Genomic DNA, 18,126 nt, shown 5'->3' with positions numbered 1-18,126 from the left:
CCCGTGCGGGGACGGTCACCCTGGTAGCCGCCTTCGCTGCGCGGGTTGGAACCCTGGTAGCCACCGCTGCGGGGGTTGGACCCCTGGTAGCCACCGGTGCGCGGGCGGCTGTTGCGATCACGCGGGGTGGATTCGGCACGCAACGGCTCACCGGTCGGCTTCTTGGCTCCGGTGATGCTGTTGAGTTCGGCCGAACCGGGGGAGACGTTGACCGCGGTGGCCTTGACGCCGGCCATCCCGGTCAAACGCAGAACCTGACGACGCTGATTGGGGAGCACGATCGCGACGACGGTGCCCTTTTCTCCAGCGCGTGCCGTGCGGCCGGCGCGGTGCAGGTAGTCCTTGTGGTCGGCGGGCGGATCGACGTGCACGACCAGGTCGATTCCGTCGACGTGAATTCCGCGGGCCGCGACGTCGGTGGCCACGAGCACAGGGGTGCGACCGTTCTTGAATCGCTCGAGCACTCGGGTGCGCTGGTTCTGTGCCTTGCCGCCGTGCAGCGACTCTGCAGCGATGCCGAGGGCGCGCAGGCGATCGGTGATGCCGTCGCAGCCCAGCTTGGTGCGCGCGAACATGATGGTGCGGCCGCCTTCACGGGCACCGATCTCCGAGAGCACCAGATCCTTCTGGCCGCGGTCGACCATGAGGACGTAGTGGTCCATGGTTCGGACGCTGGCCTTGCCGTCCTGGGTGGAGTGCTCGACGTGGTCGGGCAGGAACTGGCGAACCAATGACTGGACCTCGCGGTCGAGGGTGGCCGAGAACAGCATCCGCTGGCCGTCTGCGGGTGTATCGGCGAGTACGGCGCGCACCTCGGGCAGGAAGCCCATGTCGGCCATCTGATCGGCCTCGTCGAGCGCGGTGATCTCGATGGAGTCGAGGATGCAGGTGCCCTGACGCAGGTGATCTGCCAGTCGTCCCGGAGTGGCGACCAGTACGTCGACTCCGCGGCGAAGCTGCTCGACCTGCTTGTTGAACGGGGTGCCGCCGACGGCAGGCATGACCCGGAGGCCCTGTGCGTTGGCGTAGGGAGCGAGCGACTCGACTACCTGGAACGCGAGTTCGCGGGTGGGAACCAGTACGAGCGAACGCGGGCGCTTGGCGGCCGGTCGATCGGTGTGCAGCGACAGGCGCTGCAGGATCGGCAGGCCGAAGGCGAGGGTCTTGCCCGAACCTGTCTGCGCGCGACCGAGGACGTTCTTGCCGGCGATGGCGTCGGGAAGCGCCTTTTCCTGGATGGGGGACGGCACGGTGATCGAGTTACGAGCGAGAGCCGCGACGACTGCCTCGGGCAGACCGAGCTCGGCGAATGTGAACGCCGGTGCCGCTGCGGGCGTCGGTACGGCCGTCGAGTCGGACTCGGGGGAAACGGTGGTATTGGAAACAGCGTTGGTCACGCAGTAAAGCCTCTCCGGATTGCGGGCACGCCAATAAGCCCGAAGCTGAGAGACCCGACGAGAAGGGAAACACGAAAAACAGCCAGAACACATTGATACGAGCCAGGGCACTGTCACCTGGCCATCGGTACGCAGGTCGAACCTGCATAAAGTGGGGCTGTTTGTGCCATTTCGATTGCTTGGTCGCGATGGCGACCGAGTTCTACTGTACGGGACGTACCGCCATTTGTTCACCCGGATGGGTGTGACCTGCGTGACCCCCCTGACGTGGCGGCGCTCGATCAGCCGAGGAGTTTGCTCAGCTCTTCGAGCCACGGCATCGCGACGTAGATGGTCGGCAGCACGAGTATGACGACGGCGGCCAGATATGCCACAGCGGCGACCCGGACGTCGCTGCCCGGCCCGCTCAACCGCTGGACGCGAATGAGTGTGTGCGGTCCGCCGGCTGCCATGGCACCCCGCGGTGCGGTGGATCCGGCACACGTCACGAGTGCGCGCGCGAGAGGGGTGGGTCCGGTGACCTTGACCGCCGTGTCATCGGCCAGCAGTTCGACCAACAACTGAACGCTGCTCAGGGCGGACTTGCTACGAACAATTCTGGGGAACGCCTCGTTGACCGCGGTGAACGCTTCCAGCACGAGGTCGTGCCGGGATCGTAGGTGTGATCGCTCGTGGCTGAGGATCGCGGTCACTTCCGCTTCGGAGAGGCTGGCAAGCGTTCCGCGGCTCAGCACCACCCGCTGCCGTAGTCCGGGCAGGCAATACGCAATCGGTTCCGCCGCGTCCAGAACCCGGATGTCTGCATCACGCAGGCCCCTGAACGGATTGTCGCTCTTGTCGGTCCGGTCGAGCAGATCGACCAACATGCGATGACGGGAGCGGCGACGGCGGGTACGCACCGCCACCTGAGCCACCGAGAACATCAGTTTCGCTCCGATGCCCAGAGTGATCGCGAGCACCACCACGTACAAGGTCCACAGAGGCAGGCCCAAGGCGTCGATCTCGTCGGTCGGAGCCGTGGTCGGACGGCCGTCGGGGCCCGGCACGAGCAGCAATCCGCCGATTGCGAGGCCGGAACTGAAGGCCGACAACACGGCCGCGAGGGCGATGGCCTGCCACAGCACCAGAGCAGCGCGAGGCGACCGGTACGGCCAGCTCGCGCGGGCGAGCATCGCCGGCACAGGTCCAGCCAGGATCAGCGCGAGTATCGCGAATACCAGCGCAGTGGTGGAGTTCATGTCCTCACTTACTACGAGGAGCCTCAGTCCGTCGGACGGCCTTCTGCAGCAGAAGGTGACTCTGTCGTCGATTGTGCCACTTCCAGCGCCGCGAGTGCTTCACGGAGGGCGGCGGCCTCATCTGCTCCGACCTGCCCGACGAAGTGCACGAGGGCAGCTGCACGACCGCCGGAGGCGGGGGCCTGGGACAACGCGTCGACCATCAGGCTCGCGACCAACTCGTCGCGACCATGGACCGGGGCGTAGCGGTGAGCTCGGTCGTCGCGCTGCTGGACGACCAAACTTTTCTTCGCCAGACGCTGCAGGACCGTCATCACGGTCGTGTACGCGAGTTCACGATGAGTCGCAAGGGCCTCGTGGACCTGACGAACGGTCTGCGGCTCCGTCGATTCCCACAGATGGTCCATTACTGCGCGTTCCAATTCACCAAGGCCAGCCATTCCTCCGAGTCTACGGCCAGTCCGACGCGGATGCGTACTACTCGTAGTAGTAACTACCGTCCGAGTGCTGTGGTCTCGGTCATAGCCGCGGTCGAGTGGCGTCGGCGGGTCGTGACTGTGAGCGGGTCCGTGGGCATACTCTGTCGTGAGTTGGTGCCGGTGGGCCGAGTCGGAAAGATGAGTGGAGACCTCGCGTGAAGTGGTTCGATTCACTGTCGTTGCTCGATGGGCCACTGCCGGTGATCGTGTCCGTGCTCGGCGCCGCCGGCGGACTGTGGTTGCTGGTCTCGAGGTCGCGTCGGTACGCCAGGCGTGCGCTGCCGATCGCTGCCACCGCGGCGATCGTCGTCACGGCCATCGGTTACGTAGTGGTCGAAAAAGTATGGCGTCCGTTCCCCGATCCGATCGACATGTCGATCTACGTGTGGATCGGGGTGGGTGTGGCTGCCCTGTTCGCACTCGTACCACGGTCGATCGCTGCCCGCGGCGTGGTCGGCACAGTGGTGTCGGTGCTGGCGGCGGTACTCGTGGTGGCAACGTCTGCTCTGCACGTCAACCTCGAATTCGATGCGTATCCGACCGTGGGAAATGCGCTCGGTGTCGAGTCGGCCGAGCGCATAGCGTTCTCGGACGTGCCGCCTCCGGTCTCCGACACCGTCACCGGCACGCCCCTGGAATCTGCCTGGTCCGCACCTGCCGACCTGCCTTCCGCCGGCCGCGTCACCTCCGCCACCATTCCTGCCACCGCGTCGAACTTCACGGCGCGAGACGCCCAGATCTACCTACCGCCGGCCTACTTCGCCGATCCCCGTCCGCTCCTTCCTGTCCTCGTACTGCTCGCCGGCCAGCCCGGCGCACCCGAAGACTGGTTCAACGGGGGCAAGCTCGCCGAGACCATGGACAACTTCGCGCGTGATCATGCCGGTCTGGCACCGGTGGTGGTCGTGGCCGACGGCACCGGTTCGTCGATCGCCAATCCGCTCTGCGTGGATTCGACACTCGGCAACGCGGCCACGTACCTCGCACGTGACGTTCCCGATTGGATCGACAACTCCCTGCAGGTGGATCGCAACCGTGCTCATTGGGCGATCGGCGGATTGTCCTACGGCGGAACGTGCTCGATACAGATGGCCACCAATCATCCCGAGGTCTATCCCACGTTTCTCGACCTGTCGGGTCAGCGCGAGCCGACCCTCGGCGATCGAGATCGAACCGTGCAGCAGGCGTTCGGCGGCAACGCCGCAGCGTTCACCGCGATCAACCCTCTCGACCTGCTGAAATCGCGTCGATACCCGGACTCTGCCGGTATTTTCGTCGTGGGGTCCGAGGACAAGGATTACCAACCGGGCCAGCAGGAGATGTACGACGCGGCGAAGGCCGCTGGAATGGATGTGCAGTACGTGGAGGTACCAGGGGGACACAGCTTCGCGGTGTGGTCCGAAGGCTTACGTCGAGAACTGCCGTGGCTGGCTACGAGAACAGGACTGACGGCGTGAACACCGACGAGTCGGGGAGTTCGACGGAAGCGATCGATGCTGCGGCACCGACGTGGATGTCCGAGAAGGTGGCCGTCGTGAGATCCGCCGCCTCGGCGACGATGCGGCAGTCGCGGCGATTGTGGTCGCTGATCCTGTTCGGTGCCGTGGGTGCCCCGGTCAGCTTCACCCTGCTCGCCGTGGTCTGGCTTTCGGGGATGTATGCCGTCGTGTCGGACGGCCATGGTCAGGTCGACAGGTACTTCGCGGTAGGCATCGTCCCGTTCGAGCACTGGCATCTCTGGACGCCGCTGACATCTGGTCTGGCAGCGCCGAATATTGCGGGCTGCGTGGTGGCGACCGTTGCGGTGCTCCTCGCTGCTGCCCCGATCGAACGTCGTATCGGTTCCCGTCGGTTCGCGGTAGCCGCATTCGTGACGCAGGTTGCGGGGTCGTTGTTCGGGCTGGGCCTGGCCGTGCTGGCGAAGACCGTCGACGAGGATTGGGGTTTCCGCCTCCACGTAGGTACGGCCGTGGGCCCGACGACATGGGTCTGTGGCGTGGTGCTGGTTGCCACGTCGCGGATGGACACGCTGTGGCGCAGGCGGATTCGCGTCGGACTGCTGACCCTTCTGGTGACCCTGGCCTTGTTCGGCGGTCATCTGCAGGACGTCGTTCGGTTGGCGGCAGCGGTGATCGGTCTGATCGTGGGCCCGTGGATCGTCGGCCGGTCGGCGCGCGGTCCGAGATTGGCGGGAACGCAGCGTGAAGGACGTGTCCTGGTCGCGCTGATCGTCGCCGCCAGTGCCCTGGGTCCGGTGCTGGCGGCCTTGAGCCCCAATGCTGTGGGGCCGTTCGCGGTGCTTCGCGACGTGGTTCGCGGTGTGCCGTACACAGCTGCCGAGGTTCGTGAGATCTGCGCCGATGCCACGACCGATCCGGTGGAATGCCGCCGCGGGCTGCTCGACCTCAGGCTGGGCGGAGTCGGACCGACGATCCTGAGTATCATGCCGTCGCTGTTCCTGTTGGTGGTCAGTGACGGTTTGCGCCGCGGTCGACGGTTCGCGTGGGCGATGGCAGTGATCTCGCAGGTGGTTCTGCTCGCGCTGTCGGTGGCGAACTACGCCATCCGATTCCTCGAAGCCGGTGACGACGAATCGTTGTTCTACGGGCTGGAATCTCCCACGGCCTACCGCACTGCCGTGCCCTTCCTTCTGCCCCTGATCGTCCTGCTGGTCCTGATCGTCACTCGGAAGTTCTTCGACGTGTCGGCACCGGCTGGCACGTACCGACGCTGGGCCGCGTCCGTCGTGGCCGCCGTAGTAGGACTCGGCCTGATCTACTCGATCGGTGGCTATCTCGGTCGCGGCGGTTTCGCCGACTCGCCGTCCTTCGGCGGATTGCTGGTCGATTTCCCGCAGAGGCTGGTTCCGCCGGTCTATCTGCAGTGGCTCGAGCCCGCCCTTCTACCCCAGAGCATCCCGACCACCTTGCTGTTCGAGTGGACCGGCGTCGTGTTCTGGGTCGTGGTGTGCGTGCTCACGATCAGCACCTTCCTCACACCGGTGTACGGCTCGGAGACCGATGCCACCGAACGGGCTCGCAGCGTGCTGATGTCGAGCAGCGGCTCGGCGCTGTCGTGGATGACGACCTGGCGCGGGAACAAGTACTGGTTCAGCGCCGACGGCCGCAGCTACGTGGCGTATCGCGTGATTTCCGGCGTGGCTTTGACCACCGGTGACCCTGTCGGGCCGCGAGAATCATTGCGAGACAACGTCGTCGAGTTCGCCGAATTCGCGTCGAAGAACGGGTGGATTCCGTGTTTCTACTCTGGCACCCCGGCCGTCCGGCGCATCACCGATTCTCTGGGATGGGGCGGTATCCAGGTCGGTGAGGAGACCGTGCTCGATCTGGACGGAATAGCGTTCACCGGCAAGCGGTTCCAGGATGTTCGTACTGCGCTCAATCGAGCGAAGAAGGCAGGCGTCGTCGCGGAGTGGATTCGGTTCCCCACCGCTCCACTGGCCATCACCGATCAGATCACCGCGATCTCCGAAGAGTGGGTGGCAGACAAGGGGATGCCGGAGATGGGCTTCACCCTCGGCAGTCTCGAGGAGGTCGACGACGAGAACGTGCGATGCCTGATTGCCGTCGACGAACATCGAACCGTGCACGGGGTCACGTCGTGGATGCCCGTCTACGAGGACGGCGTCATCGTCGGGTGGACGCTCGATTTCATGCGGAGACGGTCGGAAGGCTTTCGGCCGACAATGGAGTTTCTCATCGCCTCAGCCGCCCTGCTCCTCGAGCAGGAGGGGGCCAGGTTCCTGAGCCTGTCCGGTGCACCTCTGGCCAAAGTCGACGAGAAGCAGCCCGAGCACGTGTCCAGCGCCGAGCAGTCGACGCTGTCCGGCTTGCTCGAACGGTTGCTCGATGTACTCGGGCGCACCCTCGAACCTGTCTACGGGTTCCGGTCTCTGCTGGCATTCAAATCCAAATTCCAGCCGCGCTACGAGCCGATGCACATGACGTTCGCCGATCCGGCCGCCCTGCCCAGTATCGGCAACGCAATCGGCCGGGCCTACCTGCCCGACGTGTCCATCGGTCAGGGCTTCAAGCTCGTCCGAACGATGATCGAGCGGTGACGGTCTGCGCTAGACAGCCCGCGAGTCCGGTGTCCCGGAACGCCTGTCCGATTTCACCGGACCACCGACCGACCCGTACACGTGGCGAGTTCCGATCGGAACGATGAGCGGGCGATCCGACATGGGATCGTCGATCACGGCTGCCTCGAGACCGAACACGTCGAGCAGTAGTTCCTCCGAGATGACGTCCTGAGGGCGACCGGACGTGACGATGGTTCCCTGCTTCATGACGATCAACTGGTCGCTGTATCGCAGTGCGAGGTTGAGATCGTGCAACACCATGACGATGGTGCGGCCGAGCTCCTCGTGCAGGCGATCGACGAGGTCGAGTACCTCGATGGAGTGGGCGAGGTCGAGGTAGGTGGTCGGCTCGTCCAACAGCAGGATGTCGGTGCCCTGCGCCAGTGCCATCGAAATCCAGGCGCGTTGCCGTTGACCACCGGACAGCTCGTCGACGGGACGGTCGGCGAGGTCGCCGACGCCGGTGAGTTCGAGTGCGTTGGCCACTTCTGCCTCGTCGTCCGAGCTCCACTGCCTGATCCACGACTGATGGGGGTGACGACCGCGCGAGACCAGATCGGCGACGGTCAGTCCTTCCGGAGCAGTAGGTGCCTGCGGCAGCATGCCCAGGGTTCGGGCAACCTCTTTGGTCTTCATCGAGGAGATCGCCCGGCCGTCGAGCATCACGCTTCCGGCCTTGGGCTTGAGCAGGCGTCCGAGCGATCGCAACAGGGTCGACTTGCCGCAGCCGTTCGGGCCGATGACGGTGGTGATCACTCCGGTGTGAATCGCGAGGTCGAGGTGCTCGATGATGGTCCGGTCGCCGTAACCGAGGCTGAGATCGTCTGCGACCAAACGCGAGGCGTGGCTGATTGTCATACGGAAGCCTTTCGATTACTGCGCACGAGAAGGTACAGAAGGAACGGTCCACCGAGTGCCGAGGTGACGATGCCGACCGGCAGTTCCACCGGCAGGATCGTCCGCGCGATGAGATCACTCGCCACTACCAGCAGTCCGCCCAGTAGTGCCGAGGCGATGATCGGCGGTCCCGGGGTTCGAAGGAGCCGTACCGCGATCTGCGGGGCTGCCAGTGCGACGAACGCGATCGGTCCGGCTGCAGCCGTGGCAACGGCAGCGAGTGCGACGGCGGCGAGCAACATCACGGCTTGGCTGTGCTGCAACCGCACTCCGAGCGATCGTGCATTGTCGTCACCCAGACGCAGTGCTCCCAGCGTGAACGTCGACACGATGGTTGCGCCCCCGACGATGACGACGGCGACTGCGACCGGCCACACCGTCGACCAGTTGGCTCCGTTGAGAGAACCGTTGAGCCAGACCTGCGCGCGCGACACGTCGTTGATGTCGGCGCTGATCAGCAACCACCCGATGACGGCCGTGAGCATGGCGTTGACGGCGATTCCCACCAGAATGAAGCGAAAGCCGTCGACGCCTTTCCGCCAGGCGAGTGAGTAGATCGCTATTGCGGTGAGTACTCCGCCGATCAGCGCTGCCAGTGGCAGCCCGAGGGTGGCGAGCAGACCGCTGAAGGTACCGCCGCCGCCCAGGACGATCAGCGCGACGGCTGCAGCACTGGCACCGGCGGTGATGCCGAGAATATCGGGACTGGCGAGTGCGTTTCGAGAGATGGATTGCGTGATCGCACCGGAAATTCCCAGGGCCGCTCCGACGAGCAAGCCCGTCAACGACCGGGGCAGGCGCAGGTCCATGACGATGAACCGTTCGATCCGCGTTCCGCCGCCGAGCAGGACGTCGAGCACCTGGGGGATCGACAGCGGAAAGTCGCCGCGGCCGATGTTGACACACATGACCAGAATCAAGGCGGCAGCCACGAGGACGGTGGTGACGACCATCAGTGGACGGCGGACAAGGGACACCCGCCCCAGGCGAACGGCGGGCCGTGCGGGCACGGTGCCGGGACCGGCCGTGGAGGGTTCGGGGGACCGGATCTCGGCGGTCACAGGCTCGCCAACTTTCTACGGCGTACCAGTGCGATGAAGAACGGCGCGCCGAAGAGTGCGAGGACGATGCCCACCTGCAACTCGCCCGGGCGCACCACGACGCGTCCGATGACGTCGGCGATCATCAGCATCACGCCGCCCATGAGGCCCGCGTAGGGCACGAGCCAGCGGTAGTCGGGTCCGGTCACCGCTCGGGCGATGTGCGGAACGACGAGGCCGACGAAGGCAATGGGCCCGCAAGCGGCCGTTGCCGCTCCGGTCAGCAGAGTGATGGCCAGGATTCCGACGGTTCGGGTGACCGCGATGTTGGTTCCGAGGGATCGCGCTAAGTCCTCGCCCAGGCTCATGACGTTCAGGCCCGGGGTGCTGGCGAGTGCGATCAGCACACCGAGAATCAGGAAGGGGAGAACCTGCCACAGCACGTCGAGCTCCCGACCGGCGACCGATCCCACCACCCAGAAGCGGTAGCCGTCGAGGCTCGTTTGGTCGAGCAACACGACGGCATTCGTCATCGCGGAGAGGAAGAACGCGACACCCGCGCCCGCCAGGGCGAGGTTGATCGGACTCGATCTGCCCGACCCGATGGACGACAGACCGAACACCACGACGCTCGCCACTGCCGAACCCGCGAACGCGAACCACAGGTACTGGCTCGGAGAGGTGAACCGGAACAGGTAGATGGCCATGACGACGAAGAACGCAGCCCCGGAATTGAGGCCGAGCAAGCTGGCATCGGCCAGCGGGTTGCGCGTATGTCCCTGGATGAGGGCACCTGCGATACCGAGCGCGATGCCGACCACCAACGCCAGCACCGTTCGGGGGACCCGCAAGGTCCGCACGATGATGTCGGTGTCCGTGCCGTTCGAATCGATCAATGCATGGGCGATCTCGGCGAACGTCAGTGGTCGGGCACCGATGGCGATGCTCGCAAAGATGCCGGCGGCCAGAGCGACGACCAGCACTGCCAGGCCGAGCAATCTGCGTCGGCGAATGGCGGCAACCGAACCATCCTTGGGAATGGGCTCGAAATCATCCGCTGCAGCGGTCTTCTCGCGCACGACCTCCGAACTGGACCGGCCGAGACCGAACTGGCGACGGAGAGCTCGACGGACACCGACCGGGCCGGTGGTGTCGGTGTCGCGGAGCGTCAGACTCATCCACCGTCTACCTGTGCTCTGCCCCTCGTTGCCATCGCGGTAGCCGCGGTTCCAGACGAACAAGGCGACGGCCACCGAAACAGAAATGGCTCCGAACACGACACGGTCGGCCTGGCCACCGCCGTTGTCGTCGCGAAGGGCGTCGACGATAGACCACCCGATGAACAACGGCACGAGCACGATCAGCGCGTCGATCCCCGCGGCTGCGATGCGTGTACTCCGCGGTGCGGGCCCGGTGGGCACGTCCTCGGTCCCGTATCGCTCGTCGGGCGAGCGACGCGAGCCGTGAGGGCCGAGTAGCGGAGCTGTGGTCACTGGGGTCGTGACTCCTCGCTGGATCGAAGGGACACGGTTTAGGTTACGGAACCCTTGCTCGCCGTGCGACACGAGGTAAGGGTAGCGGTGCCTGACTCGGCAGCCGTATCTGGTTAGGCTAACCTACATCCATTGGTCGACGGTGGGGCGAGTTCACCGATCACGAACAGAAGGAGCATTCAGGTGTCAGTTGCAACTGCGGCATTCACGGGCTGGGCCGATGTGCACCGATTCTCGGACCGATCCGGTGGGCACGCGCTGTTGGCCGAGTCGTGTTCCACTCTGCGCGCGCTCAATCCCGACTATCCGAGGATGTACGCGGTGGCCGCCATGGCCGACGAGGGCAAGCGGCGTTGGTGGCAGCTGTCGGTCGGTCTCGACGACGGTCGCGTCGAGCAGATGTACCGCCGTTCGCTCGAGGATCTCGAAGTGCCGCACGCTGCGGCGGTGCAGGTGGCGACTGCGCTGATTCATGCGGTGGTCGGACGGGTTGTAGCACTGCTCGTGCTCGAAGCGCGTGCCTGGGATCCGGGCATCGAGAACTTGTGGATCCATATGGACAGCGACGGGGGAATCGATTGGGCGGGAGTTGCGTCGCCCATCTTGCGAGTGCTGCCGGAGGATCCGGCAGCCGGCGAGCCCGGAACCGTGACGTTGCCCTGTGAACAGGCTCTTCTCGTCTGGACCGCGCATCGGTGCCTGACGTCTCTCGGGTCTGTCTATCGCGCGATCAGTGAGCGGGCTCCGCTGGATGCTCGCGTCTTCTGGGCGCTGGTGGGTGACGCGATCCTCGGTGCGTCGACGTACGTCCCGATTTTGGCCGGGACCGGCCCATCCGCCGGAACGCGGCGAGGCCAGTTACTGCTCGACGCAATGGTCGCTGCCGGCGCGCCCGTGCGATCGCGAGTCGGAGTCCCGGGCCGGCAGCGCCTACGCGCCTCCTGAAGGCCTTGCGTCCGAAATGAGGTATGCCTATGCTAATTTCATACCAACGGACCGCGCCGGAGACCTGAGGGCTGCAGTGTCTCCCGGTCCTTGCCACGGTGGGCCTCTCGTTCGACTCGAACGAGAGGCCCACCGATTTTCTCGGGCGGAGTGTCGTGTATTTCTGGTCATGGGTCGACTGCAGTCGGCGAACATTCTCAGTACGCGACCGGAAGCGGAGCAATGACCGATTCGAACGGCACCACCGAAGCGAGCCCCTTCGAGACCCTCACCCCGGAACAGTTGACCGAACTCTGCGGACGCGGATTCGACGGCGTGGTCGGACTGACCTACCGAGAAGTGACCGGCGACGTCGTTCGCGCAGAGTGGGATGTCACCCCGCAACTGCACCAGCCGGCCGGGATCATGCACGGTGGTGTTCTGTGCGCCGTGGTGGAATCGGTTGCCAGCATCGGTGGATCGGCCTGGTTCGGTTCGCGCGGTCATGTCGTCGGGGTGAACAACAGCACGGACTTCCTGCGAGCAACGCGCTCGGGCTCTCTTGCCGCGCACGGACATCCGATCCATCGAGGCCGCACCCAGCAACTCTGGCAGGTCGACATCTCCGACGAGGGCGGTCGCCTGGTGGCACAGGGCAAAGTGCGGCTGGCGAATATCGAAAACACAGCACGTCTGGGACAGTGAAGCCCATGACCGGACACGACGATGTCGTTCCCCCTTCCGCCGGCGGAGCGCTGGCCGACGACGCGTTCGCCCGCATCGAAGCACTCTTCGAGGCCATCGATGCCGATCTGGCGCAGCACTATCCGGGAGACCGAATAGGCGGGCAGCCCTCCCACACTGTCTACGTCCCGGCCTCCGAGGCGTCCGAGAACATCCCGGCCGCATGGGGAACCGCAGCCCTCGGCCTGCTCGATGCGCATCCCGAGGCCTTCGCCGGCCTCGGCACCACCGATGCTCTACCGGTGGTACGGGACCGGCTGAACGCAGCACCGATCCAGGACCTCAGGTTCGATTTCGAGGACGGCTACGGGTGGCGCTCCGACGCCGTCGAGGATCGTCACGCCGCGGCAGCAGGTGCAGCGTTGGCTGCGCTGGCACACGACACGGCGGGCCCGTCGTGGCTGGGCATCCGTGCGAAAGGCCTTGCCGCTCATGAGCGTCGGCGTGGCATTCGAACCCTGGAACTCGTCCTGGACGGGGCCGGGGGAGTGCCCGACGGGTTCGTGTTCACAGTGCCCAAACTCCGCGCGGTCGAGCAGGTTTCGGCCGTGGTCGCGTTGTGCGATGAACTCGAGCGGGCTCACGGTCTTCCCGATCGGGCACTCCGTTTCGAGTTGCAGATCGAAAGCCCGCAGGCCGTGATCGGTGCCGACGGTACGACGACGTTGGCGCGTGCGATAGCCCGCGCGGATGGTCGCTGCACGTCGCTCCACTACGGCACCTACGACTACAGCGCGGCGTGTGGAATCACATCGGCGCAGCAATCTCTGGCTCATCCGGTGGCAGACCATGCCAAGAACATCATGTTGGTTGCGGCAGCGCAGACAGGCGTGTGGGTGTGCGACGGGTCCACCCAGGTGGTTCCGACCGGTAGCTCCGAACAAGTGGCAGCGTCGGCGCGGCGCCACTTCGATCTGGTGACCAGATCCCTCGAGCGGGGCTTCTACCAGGGGTGGGACATGCACCCCGGTCATCTGGTGACGCGGTGGTTGGCCACGTTCGAGTTCTTTCGTCACGCGATGCCCGTCGCCGCAGCTCGGCTGGGCAACTACCTCGATCGTCGCGGCGGAGATGTGATGGACGAGCCGGCGACGGCGCAGGCTCTCGCGGGCGTCTTGGTACGCGGCCTGGACGCGGGCGCGTTCGGGGTCACCGAACTGCAGGACGTGGCCCCTTCTGTCGACCGAAATGTCCTGCGGGGTCTGCTCGATCGGTCGGTCACCGTGCCCTTGGGCTGACTGCGTGTCAGAATTGCCGAGCATCATCACCGATCGGACGGAGAACCTACATGCGGTTGTCTCCGCACGAGCAGGATCGACTGCTCGTCAGCTACGCCGCCGAACTCGCGCGGCGGCGCCGTGCTCGCGGCCTGAAACTCAATCACCCCGAGGCGATCGCGGTCATCACCGATCACCTCCTCGAGGGTGCTCGTGACGGAAAGTCCGTGGCCGAGCTGATGGCGTCGGGCCGGGAAGTGCTCACGGCCGACGACGTACTGAGTGGTGTGCCCGAACTGCTTCCCGAGGTGATGGTGGAAGCGACGTTCCCCGACGGAACGAAACTGATCACGGTGCACGAGCCGATCTCGCCCGAGCGCAGAGACGGCCATCTGGTTCCGGGTGAGATCTTCACCGTCGCAGGAGATATCGAGATCAACGACGGCGCCGAATCGATCACGTTGACGGTGGTGAACGGCGGCGATCGACCGGTGCAGGTGGGAAGTCACGTGCATCTTCCTCAAGCGAACGCCGCCCTGCAGTTCGATCGCGATCGCGCCTACGGGTGTCGGCTCGACATTCCGGCCGGCACTGCCGTGCGCTTCGAGCCGGGCATCGAGCAGACGGTGCAACTCGTGCCCCTCGGTGGGACCCGCGAGGTATACGGCTTGAGCATGACACCTCCAGGAAAGTTGGACAGCTGATGGCGCGTATGAGTCGCAGTCGATACGCCCAGTTGTTCGGCCCTACGACGGGTGATCGGATTCGGTTGGCCGACACCGACCTTCTGATCGAGATCACCGAGGACCGAAGTGGCGGTCCGGGCAAGGCCGGCGAGGAAGCGGTGTTCGGCGGCGGCAAAGTGATCCGTGAGTCGATGGGCCAGTCTCGTGCCACCCGGGCAGACGGTGCCCCGGATACCGTCATCACCGGCGTCGTCGTCGTCGATTACTGGGGAATCATCAAGGCAGACCTCGGTATTCGCGACGGTCGGATCGTTGCGCTCGGAAAGGCCGGCAATCCCGACACCATGACCGGCGTTCATCCGGATCTCGTGATCGGGCCATCGACCGAGATCATCGCGGGCAACGGAAAGATCGTCACGGCCGGCGGCATCGATTGCCATGTGCACCTCATCTGCCCGCAGATCAAGGAAGAAGCCCTCGGCGGCGGCATCACCACGGTGATCGCGGGTGGTACCGGGCCCGCGGAAGGGAGCAAGGCAACCACCGTCACCCCGGGTGCGTGGCATCTGTCCAGGATGCTCGAATCGCTCGACGACTGGCCGATGAACATCGTGCTGCTCGGCAAAGGCAACACGGTCAATCCCGATTCGATGTGGGAGCAGTTGCGCGGCGGCGCTTCGGGATTCAAGTTGCACGAGGATTGGGGGTCGACTCCCGCCGCGATCGACGCGTGCCTGCGAGTGTGCGACGAGGCGGGGGTTCAAGCGGCTCTTCACTCCGACACCCTCAACGAGGCCGGATTCGTCGAGACCACCCTCGCTGCGATCAACGGCCGTGGAATACACGCTTATCACACCGAAGGTGCCGGCGGCGGGCACGCTCCCGACATCATCACCGTTGCCGCGCAAGCACACGTGCTGCCCAGCTCGACCAATCCGACGCGTCCGCACACCGTGAACACGTTGGACGAGCATCTCGACATGTTGATGGTGTGCCATCACCTCAGTCCGAGCATTCCGGAGGATCTGGCGTTCGCCGAGAGCCGCATTCGGCCGTCGACCATCGCGGCCGAGGACTTGCTGCACGACATGGGAGCGATCTCGATGATCGGCAGCGACGCTCAGGCCATGGGACGTATCGGTGAGGTGGTACTGCGAACCTGGCAGACGGCTCATGTCATGAAGGCGCGGCGCGGATACCTGCCCGGGGACAACGGTGCCGACAACAATCGGGTCAGGCGATACGTCGCGAAGTACACGATCTGTCCGGCCGTGGCCCACGGTCTCGATGCGGAGATCGGGTCGATCGAAACGGGCAAGCTCGCCGATCTGGTGTTGTGGGATCCTGCCTTCTTCGGTGTGCGTCCGCACATGGTCATCAAGGGCGGCATGATCGCGTGGGCCGCGATGGGCGACGCCAATGCATCCATTCCTACGCCGCAACCCGAGCTGCCGCGGCCGATGTTCGGAGCGTCACCCAAGGCAGCCGCTGCGACGTCGCTGCATTTCGTTGCGCCACAAGCGATCGAGGACGGTCTGGCCGATCGCCTTGCGTGCGATCGCCGTCTCGTTCCGGTTGCGAACGTGCGCGGGATCAGGAAAGCCGATATGCCGCTCAACGATTCGCTTCCGGAGATCGAAGTCGATCCGGACACCTTCACCGTGCGTATCGACGGCGAGGTGTGGAAGGAACAACCGGCGTCCGAATTGCCGATGGCGCAACGGTATTTCCTCTTCTGATGGCGCTTGGATCCCTCTCGTCGACTGCGTCGTCGTACGCTGCACGTCGACAGGTCACAACCCTTCTCTCGCTTGCAGATTCGCGGCTTCCCACCGGTGGGCACGTCCATTCCGGGGGAGTCGAAGAAGCGATCGCATCAGGTTTCGTGCGCGACATCGATACCCTCGAGGCATTTCTGCGTCGGCGAATTCGGACGTCGGGAGCCACGGCGGCGTCCATCGCGGGTGCGGTTGTTCTCGGCTCGTTGGACACGGATGCGGCCGATGCCGAGTGCGATGCCCGGACGCCGTCGCCGGCAGTGCGAGCTGCGTCGCGAGCTCAGGGTCGGGGGTTGCTCAGATTGGCCAAATCAGCGTGGCCGCATCACGATTGGCAGTCCATCGGCCGACGGCCGCATCTGGCCGTCGCGGCCGGGCACGTGGGACTCGCAGCAGATCTGTCCGTCGCCGACACCGCGGCCGTGCAGGTGTACATCACCATGACCGGCTCGGCGATCGCGGCGCAACGTCTGCTTGCGCTCGACCCCGCCGAGGTTGCCTCGTGCACCATTCGGTTGGGGGACTTCTGCGATGAAGTGGCCGACGCCGCGTGCGCATCGCTCCCGGTTCTGATGGAGCTGTCCGATCCGCTGCTGGACATGTTCGCGGAAGCCCACGCCGTCCGCGATCGCCCATTGTTCGTATCCTGAACTCACGACCGCCGACACGGTTCTCGACCGCAGTACCGTTTTCTCGACCGAAGGAGATGTCATGCCCCCGCACCTGATCGACGGTGAGCCCCACGACCACGGGTTGGACCGACCCAAGCGCACACGGGTCGCAGGCGATGCTTTGCGTGTGGGAATCGGCGGACCCGTCGGGTCGGGCAAGACCGCCTTGGTGGCCGCCTTGTGCCGCCAGCTCCGCGACGAGCTGTCTCTGGCCGTGCTCACCAACGACATCTACACCACCGAGGATGCCGACTTCTTGCGGCGGCACGCAGTGTTGCCGGACGAGCGCATCACGGCCGTGCAGACCGGCGGCTGTCCGCATACCGCGATACGCGACGACATCACCGCCAATCTCGACGCGATCGACGACCTGATCGAGAACAACCCCCCTCTCGACCTGATTCTGGTGGAGTCCGGCGGCGACAATCTCACCGCCACGTTTTCGTCCGGTTTGATCGACGTCCAGATTTTTGTCGTCGACGTCGCGGGAGGAGACAAGGTGCCTCGTAAGGGTGGTCCCGGCGTGACGTTCTCCGACCTGCTCGTCGTCAACAAGACCGATCTCGCGCCGTACGTCGGTGCGGATCTGGGTGTGATGGAGCGCGACGCCGCGCAGGTGCGCGAGGGTCGTCCCACGGCCCTGATCTCTCTCACGGACGATCCCGCAGCAACGACGGTGCTCGGCTGGGTGCGTGAGCAATTGAAGGTCATCGCCGACGCCGACGCACACGACCACGCGCACTGAACGATGCACACCGAGCTCCGCATCGACGCGAGTCGTCGACGCAGTCCCCGCATCACATCGGTCGGCGGACTCGCAGGTAGGCAGACGGGGCCCGACACCGTCCACTTGATCGGCACCGCGGCCACGCCTCTCGGCGGAGACACCATCAGCGTCAGGATCTCGGTGGCTGCCGGCGCTCGTCTGGATGTGCGTAGTGTGGCGGCGTCCTTGGCGATGCCCGGTGCAGCACAACGTCATTCGTCGGCGCACTGGCACGTCGAGCTGGGGGCGGGAGCGTCACTCGTCTTCGACCCCGAGCCGATGGTCGTCGTCTCCGATGCCTCTCATACGGTGCTCAATGTCATCGAACTGGAACAAGACTCGGATCTCTGGCTGCGTGAGCGCGTACAGATCGGCAGGCTCGACGAGGTGGCGGGACAGTGGGCGAGTTCGATGCACTGCGATGTGGGAGGCCGGCCGCTGTTGCGCCACCGGGTGGAACTGGGGGAGGGGACGGTGGCGCACGACGGCTTGTCGGCACCGATGTCGATGTCCAGCACGCTTCGCTATCCGGACAGTCGGGATTCCGAGGTCGATCTGGCGGGCGGCACCGTACGGTTGTCCTTGGCCGGGGGTGGCTCGCTGAGTACCTCCGTCGGTCATCGCCTTCAGCCGACCCGATAGATCGGGCAGGGCAGAAAGAAAGGGCTCCGTCCGACGATGTGCGTCGGACGGA

General features: G+C 65.3%; 16 protein-coding genes. 10 read left to right on the top strand and 6 right to left on the bottom strand.

The genetic code is table 11. From position 1 onward, the window contains the following. The 3 genes from RFA01S_RS12805 to RFA01S_RS12795 form a co-directional block, all read right to left on the bottom strand. On the bottom strand, positions 1-1,397 hold a 1,397-nt coding region (locus RFA01S_RS12805; protein ID WP_072692088.1), incomplete at its 3' end, for a DEAD/DEAH box helicase. 281 nt (positions 1,398-1,678) lie between these two features. Continuing rightward, a complete protein-coding gene (locus tag RFA01S_RS12800) occupies positions 1,679-2,635 on the bottom strand; it encodes a M56 family metallopeptidase (protein WP_032370570.1) in 957 nt (318 codons plus the stop codon). Between the two features lie 23 nt (positions 2,636-2,658). After that, positions 2,659-3,075: a BlaI/MecI/CopY family transcriptional regulator gene (locus tag RFA01S_RS12795; RefSeq protein ID WP_032366177.1), complete on the bottom strand. Its 417-nt coding sequence runs from the start codon at positions 3,073-3,075 to the stop codon at positions 2,659-2,661. A gap of 194 nt (positions 3,076-3,269) precedes the next feature. Here RFA01S_RS12795 and RFA01S_RS12790 point away from each other — a divergent pair, with 194 nt between their 5' ends. After that, the gene (locus RFA01S_RS12790) at positions 3,270-4,571 is read left to right on the top strand and encodes an alpha/beta hydrolase (RefSeq protein ID WP_032370569.1); all 1,302 of its coding nucleotides are present in this window, start codon (positions 3,270-3,272) and stop codon (positions 4,569-4,571) included. Between the two features lie 101 nt (positions 4,572-4,672). Then, entirely contained in the window at positions 4,673-7,195 is a 2,523-nt protein-coding gene (locus RFA01S_RS12785) for a bifunctional lysylphosphatidylglycerol flippase/synthetase MprF (protein WP_139278439.1), read from the top strand. 9 nt (positions 7,196-7,204) lie between these two features. Here RFA01S_RS12785 and RFA01S_RS12780 read toward each other — a convergent pair whose 3' ends face one another. The 3 genes from RFA01S_RS12780 to RFA01S_RS12770 are packed head-to-tail and all read right to left on the bottom strand — an operon-like array spanning position 7,205 to position 10,646. Further along, on the bottom strand, positions 7,205-8,074 hold the full coding sequence (locus RFA01S_RS12780; RefSeq protein ID WP_027497146.1) for an ABC transporter ATP-binding protein: 870 nt from the start codon (positions 8,072-8,074) through the stop codon (positions 7,205-7,207). Beyond that, positions 8,071-9,123 (bottom strand): FecCD family ABC transporter permease, encoded by a 1,053-nt coding sequence (locus RFA01S_RS12775; RefSeq protein ID WP_174557250.1) that lies wholly within the window; start codon positions 9,121-9,123, stop codon positions 8,071-8,073. Before RFA01S_RS12775 ends, RFA01S_RS12780 begins: the two co-directional genes overlap by 4 nt. 47 nt (positions 9,124-9,170) lie before the next feature. After that, the gene (locus RFA01S_RS12770; protein WP_072692087.1) at positions 9,171-10,646 is read right to left on the bottom strand and encodes an iron chelate uptake ABC transporter family permease subunit; all 1,476 of its coding nucleotides are present in this window, start codon (positions 10,644-10,646) and stop codon (positions 9,171-9,173) included. A gap of 222 nt (positions 10,647-10,868) precedes the next feature. Here RFA01S_RS12770 and RFA01S_RS12765 point away from each other — a divergent pair, with 222 nt between their 5' ends. The 8 genes from RFA01S_RS12765 (at position 10,869) to RFA01S_RS12730 (ending at position 18,074) form a co-directional block, all read left to right on the top strand. Continuing rightward, the gene (locus RFA01S_RS12765) at positions 10,869-11,591 is read left to right on the top strand and encodes a hypothetical protein (RefSeq protein ID WP_238325197.1); all 723 of its coding nucleotides are present in this window, start codon (positions 10,869-10,871) and stop codon (positions 11,589-11,591) included. Positions 11,592-11,813: 222 nt separating this feature from the next. Next, positions 11,814-12,275: a PaaI family thioesterase gene (locus RFA01S_RS12760; protein WP_027497142.1), complete on the top strand. Its 462-nt coding sequence runs from the start codon at positions 11,814-11,816 to the stop codon at positions 12,273-12,275. A gap of 5 nt (positions 12,276-12,280) precedes the next feature. Further along, positions 12,281-13,552 carry a DUF6986 family protein gene (locus RFA01S_RS12755; protein WP_052060887.1) on the top strand — a complete coding sequence of 424 codons (1,272 nt, stop codon included), beginning with the start codon at positions 12,281-12,283 and terminating at the stop codon, positions 13,550-13,552. A 50-nt stretch (positions 13,553-13,602) separates the two neighbouring features. Beyond that, complete coding sequence (locus tag RFA01S_RS12750) at positions 13,603-14,235, top strand: urease subunit gamma (protein ID WP_052060888.1); 633 nt, start codon at positions 13,603-13,605, stop codon at positions 14,233-14,235. Next, entirely contained in the window at positions 14,235-15,956 is a 1,722-nt protein-coding gene (locus tag RFA01S_RS12745) for an urease subunit alpha (RefSeq protein ID WP_027497140.1), read from the top strand. The genes RFA01S_RS12750 and RFA01S_RS12745 overlap by 1 nt, the downstream gene beginning before the upstream one ends. Beyond that, positions 15,956-16,645, top strand: coding sequence for an urease accessory protein UreF (locus RFA01S_RS12740; RefSeq protein ID WP_052060889.1), 690 nt, complete (start codon positions 15,956-15,958; stop codon positions 16,643-16,645). The genes RFA01S_RS12745 and RFA01S_RS12740 overlap by 1 nt, the downstream gene beginning before the upstream one ends. A 61-nt stretch (positions 16,646-16,706) precedes the next feature. Then, positions 16,707-17,411: an urease accessory protein UreG gene (gene ureG, locus RFA01S_RS12735; protein ID WP_032370566.1), complete on the top strand. Its 705-nt coding sequence runs from the start codon at positions 16,707-16,709 to the stop codon at positions 17,409-17,411. 3 nt (positions 17,412-17,414) lie between these two features. Continuing rightward, entirely contained in the window at positions 17,415-18,074 is a 660-nt protein-coding gene (locus tag RFA01S_RS12730) for an urease accessory protein UreD (RefSeq protein ID WP_032370565.1), read from the top strand. Positions 18,075-18,126: the final 52 nt, after the last annotated feature.

Source organism: Rhodococcoides fascians NBRC 12155 = LMG 3623, assembly GCF_001894785.1.
In the GTDB taxonomy this organism is placed as follows: Bacteria; Actinomycetota; Actinomycetes; order Mycobacteriales; family Mycobacteriaceae; genus Rhodococcoides; species Rhodococcoides fascians.
The sequence above is the reverse complement of the archived record's forward strand: the minus strand, read 5'-3'. Positions and strand labels throughout refer to the sequence as shown.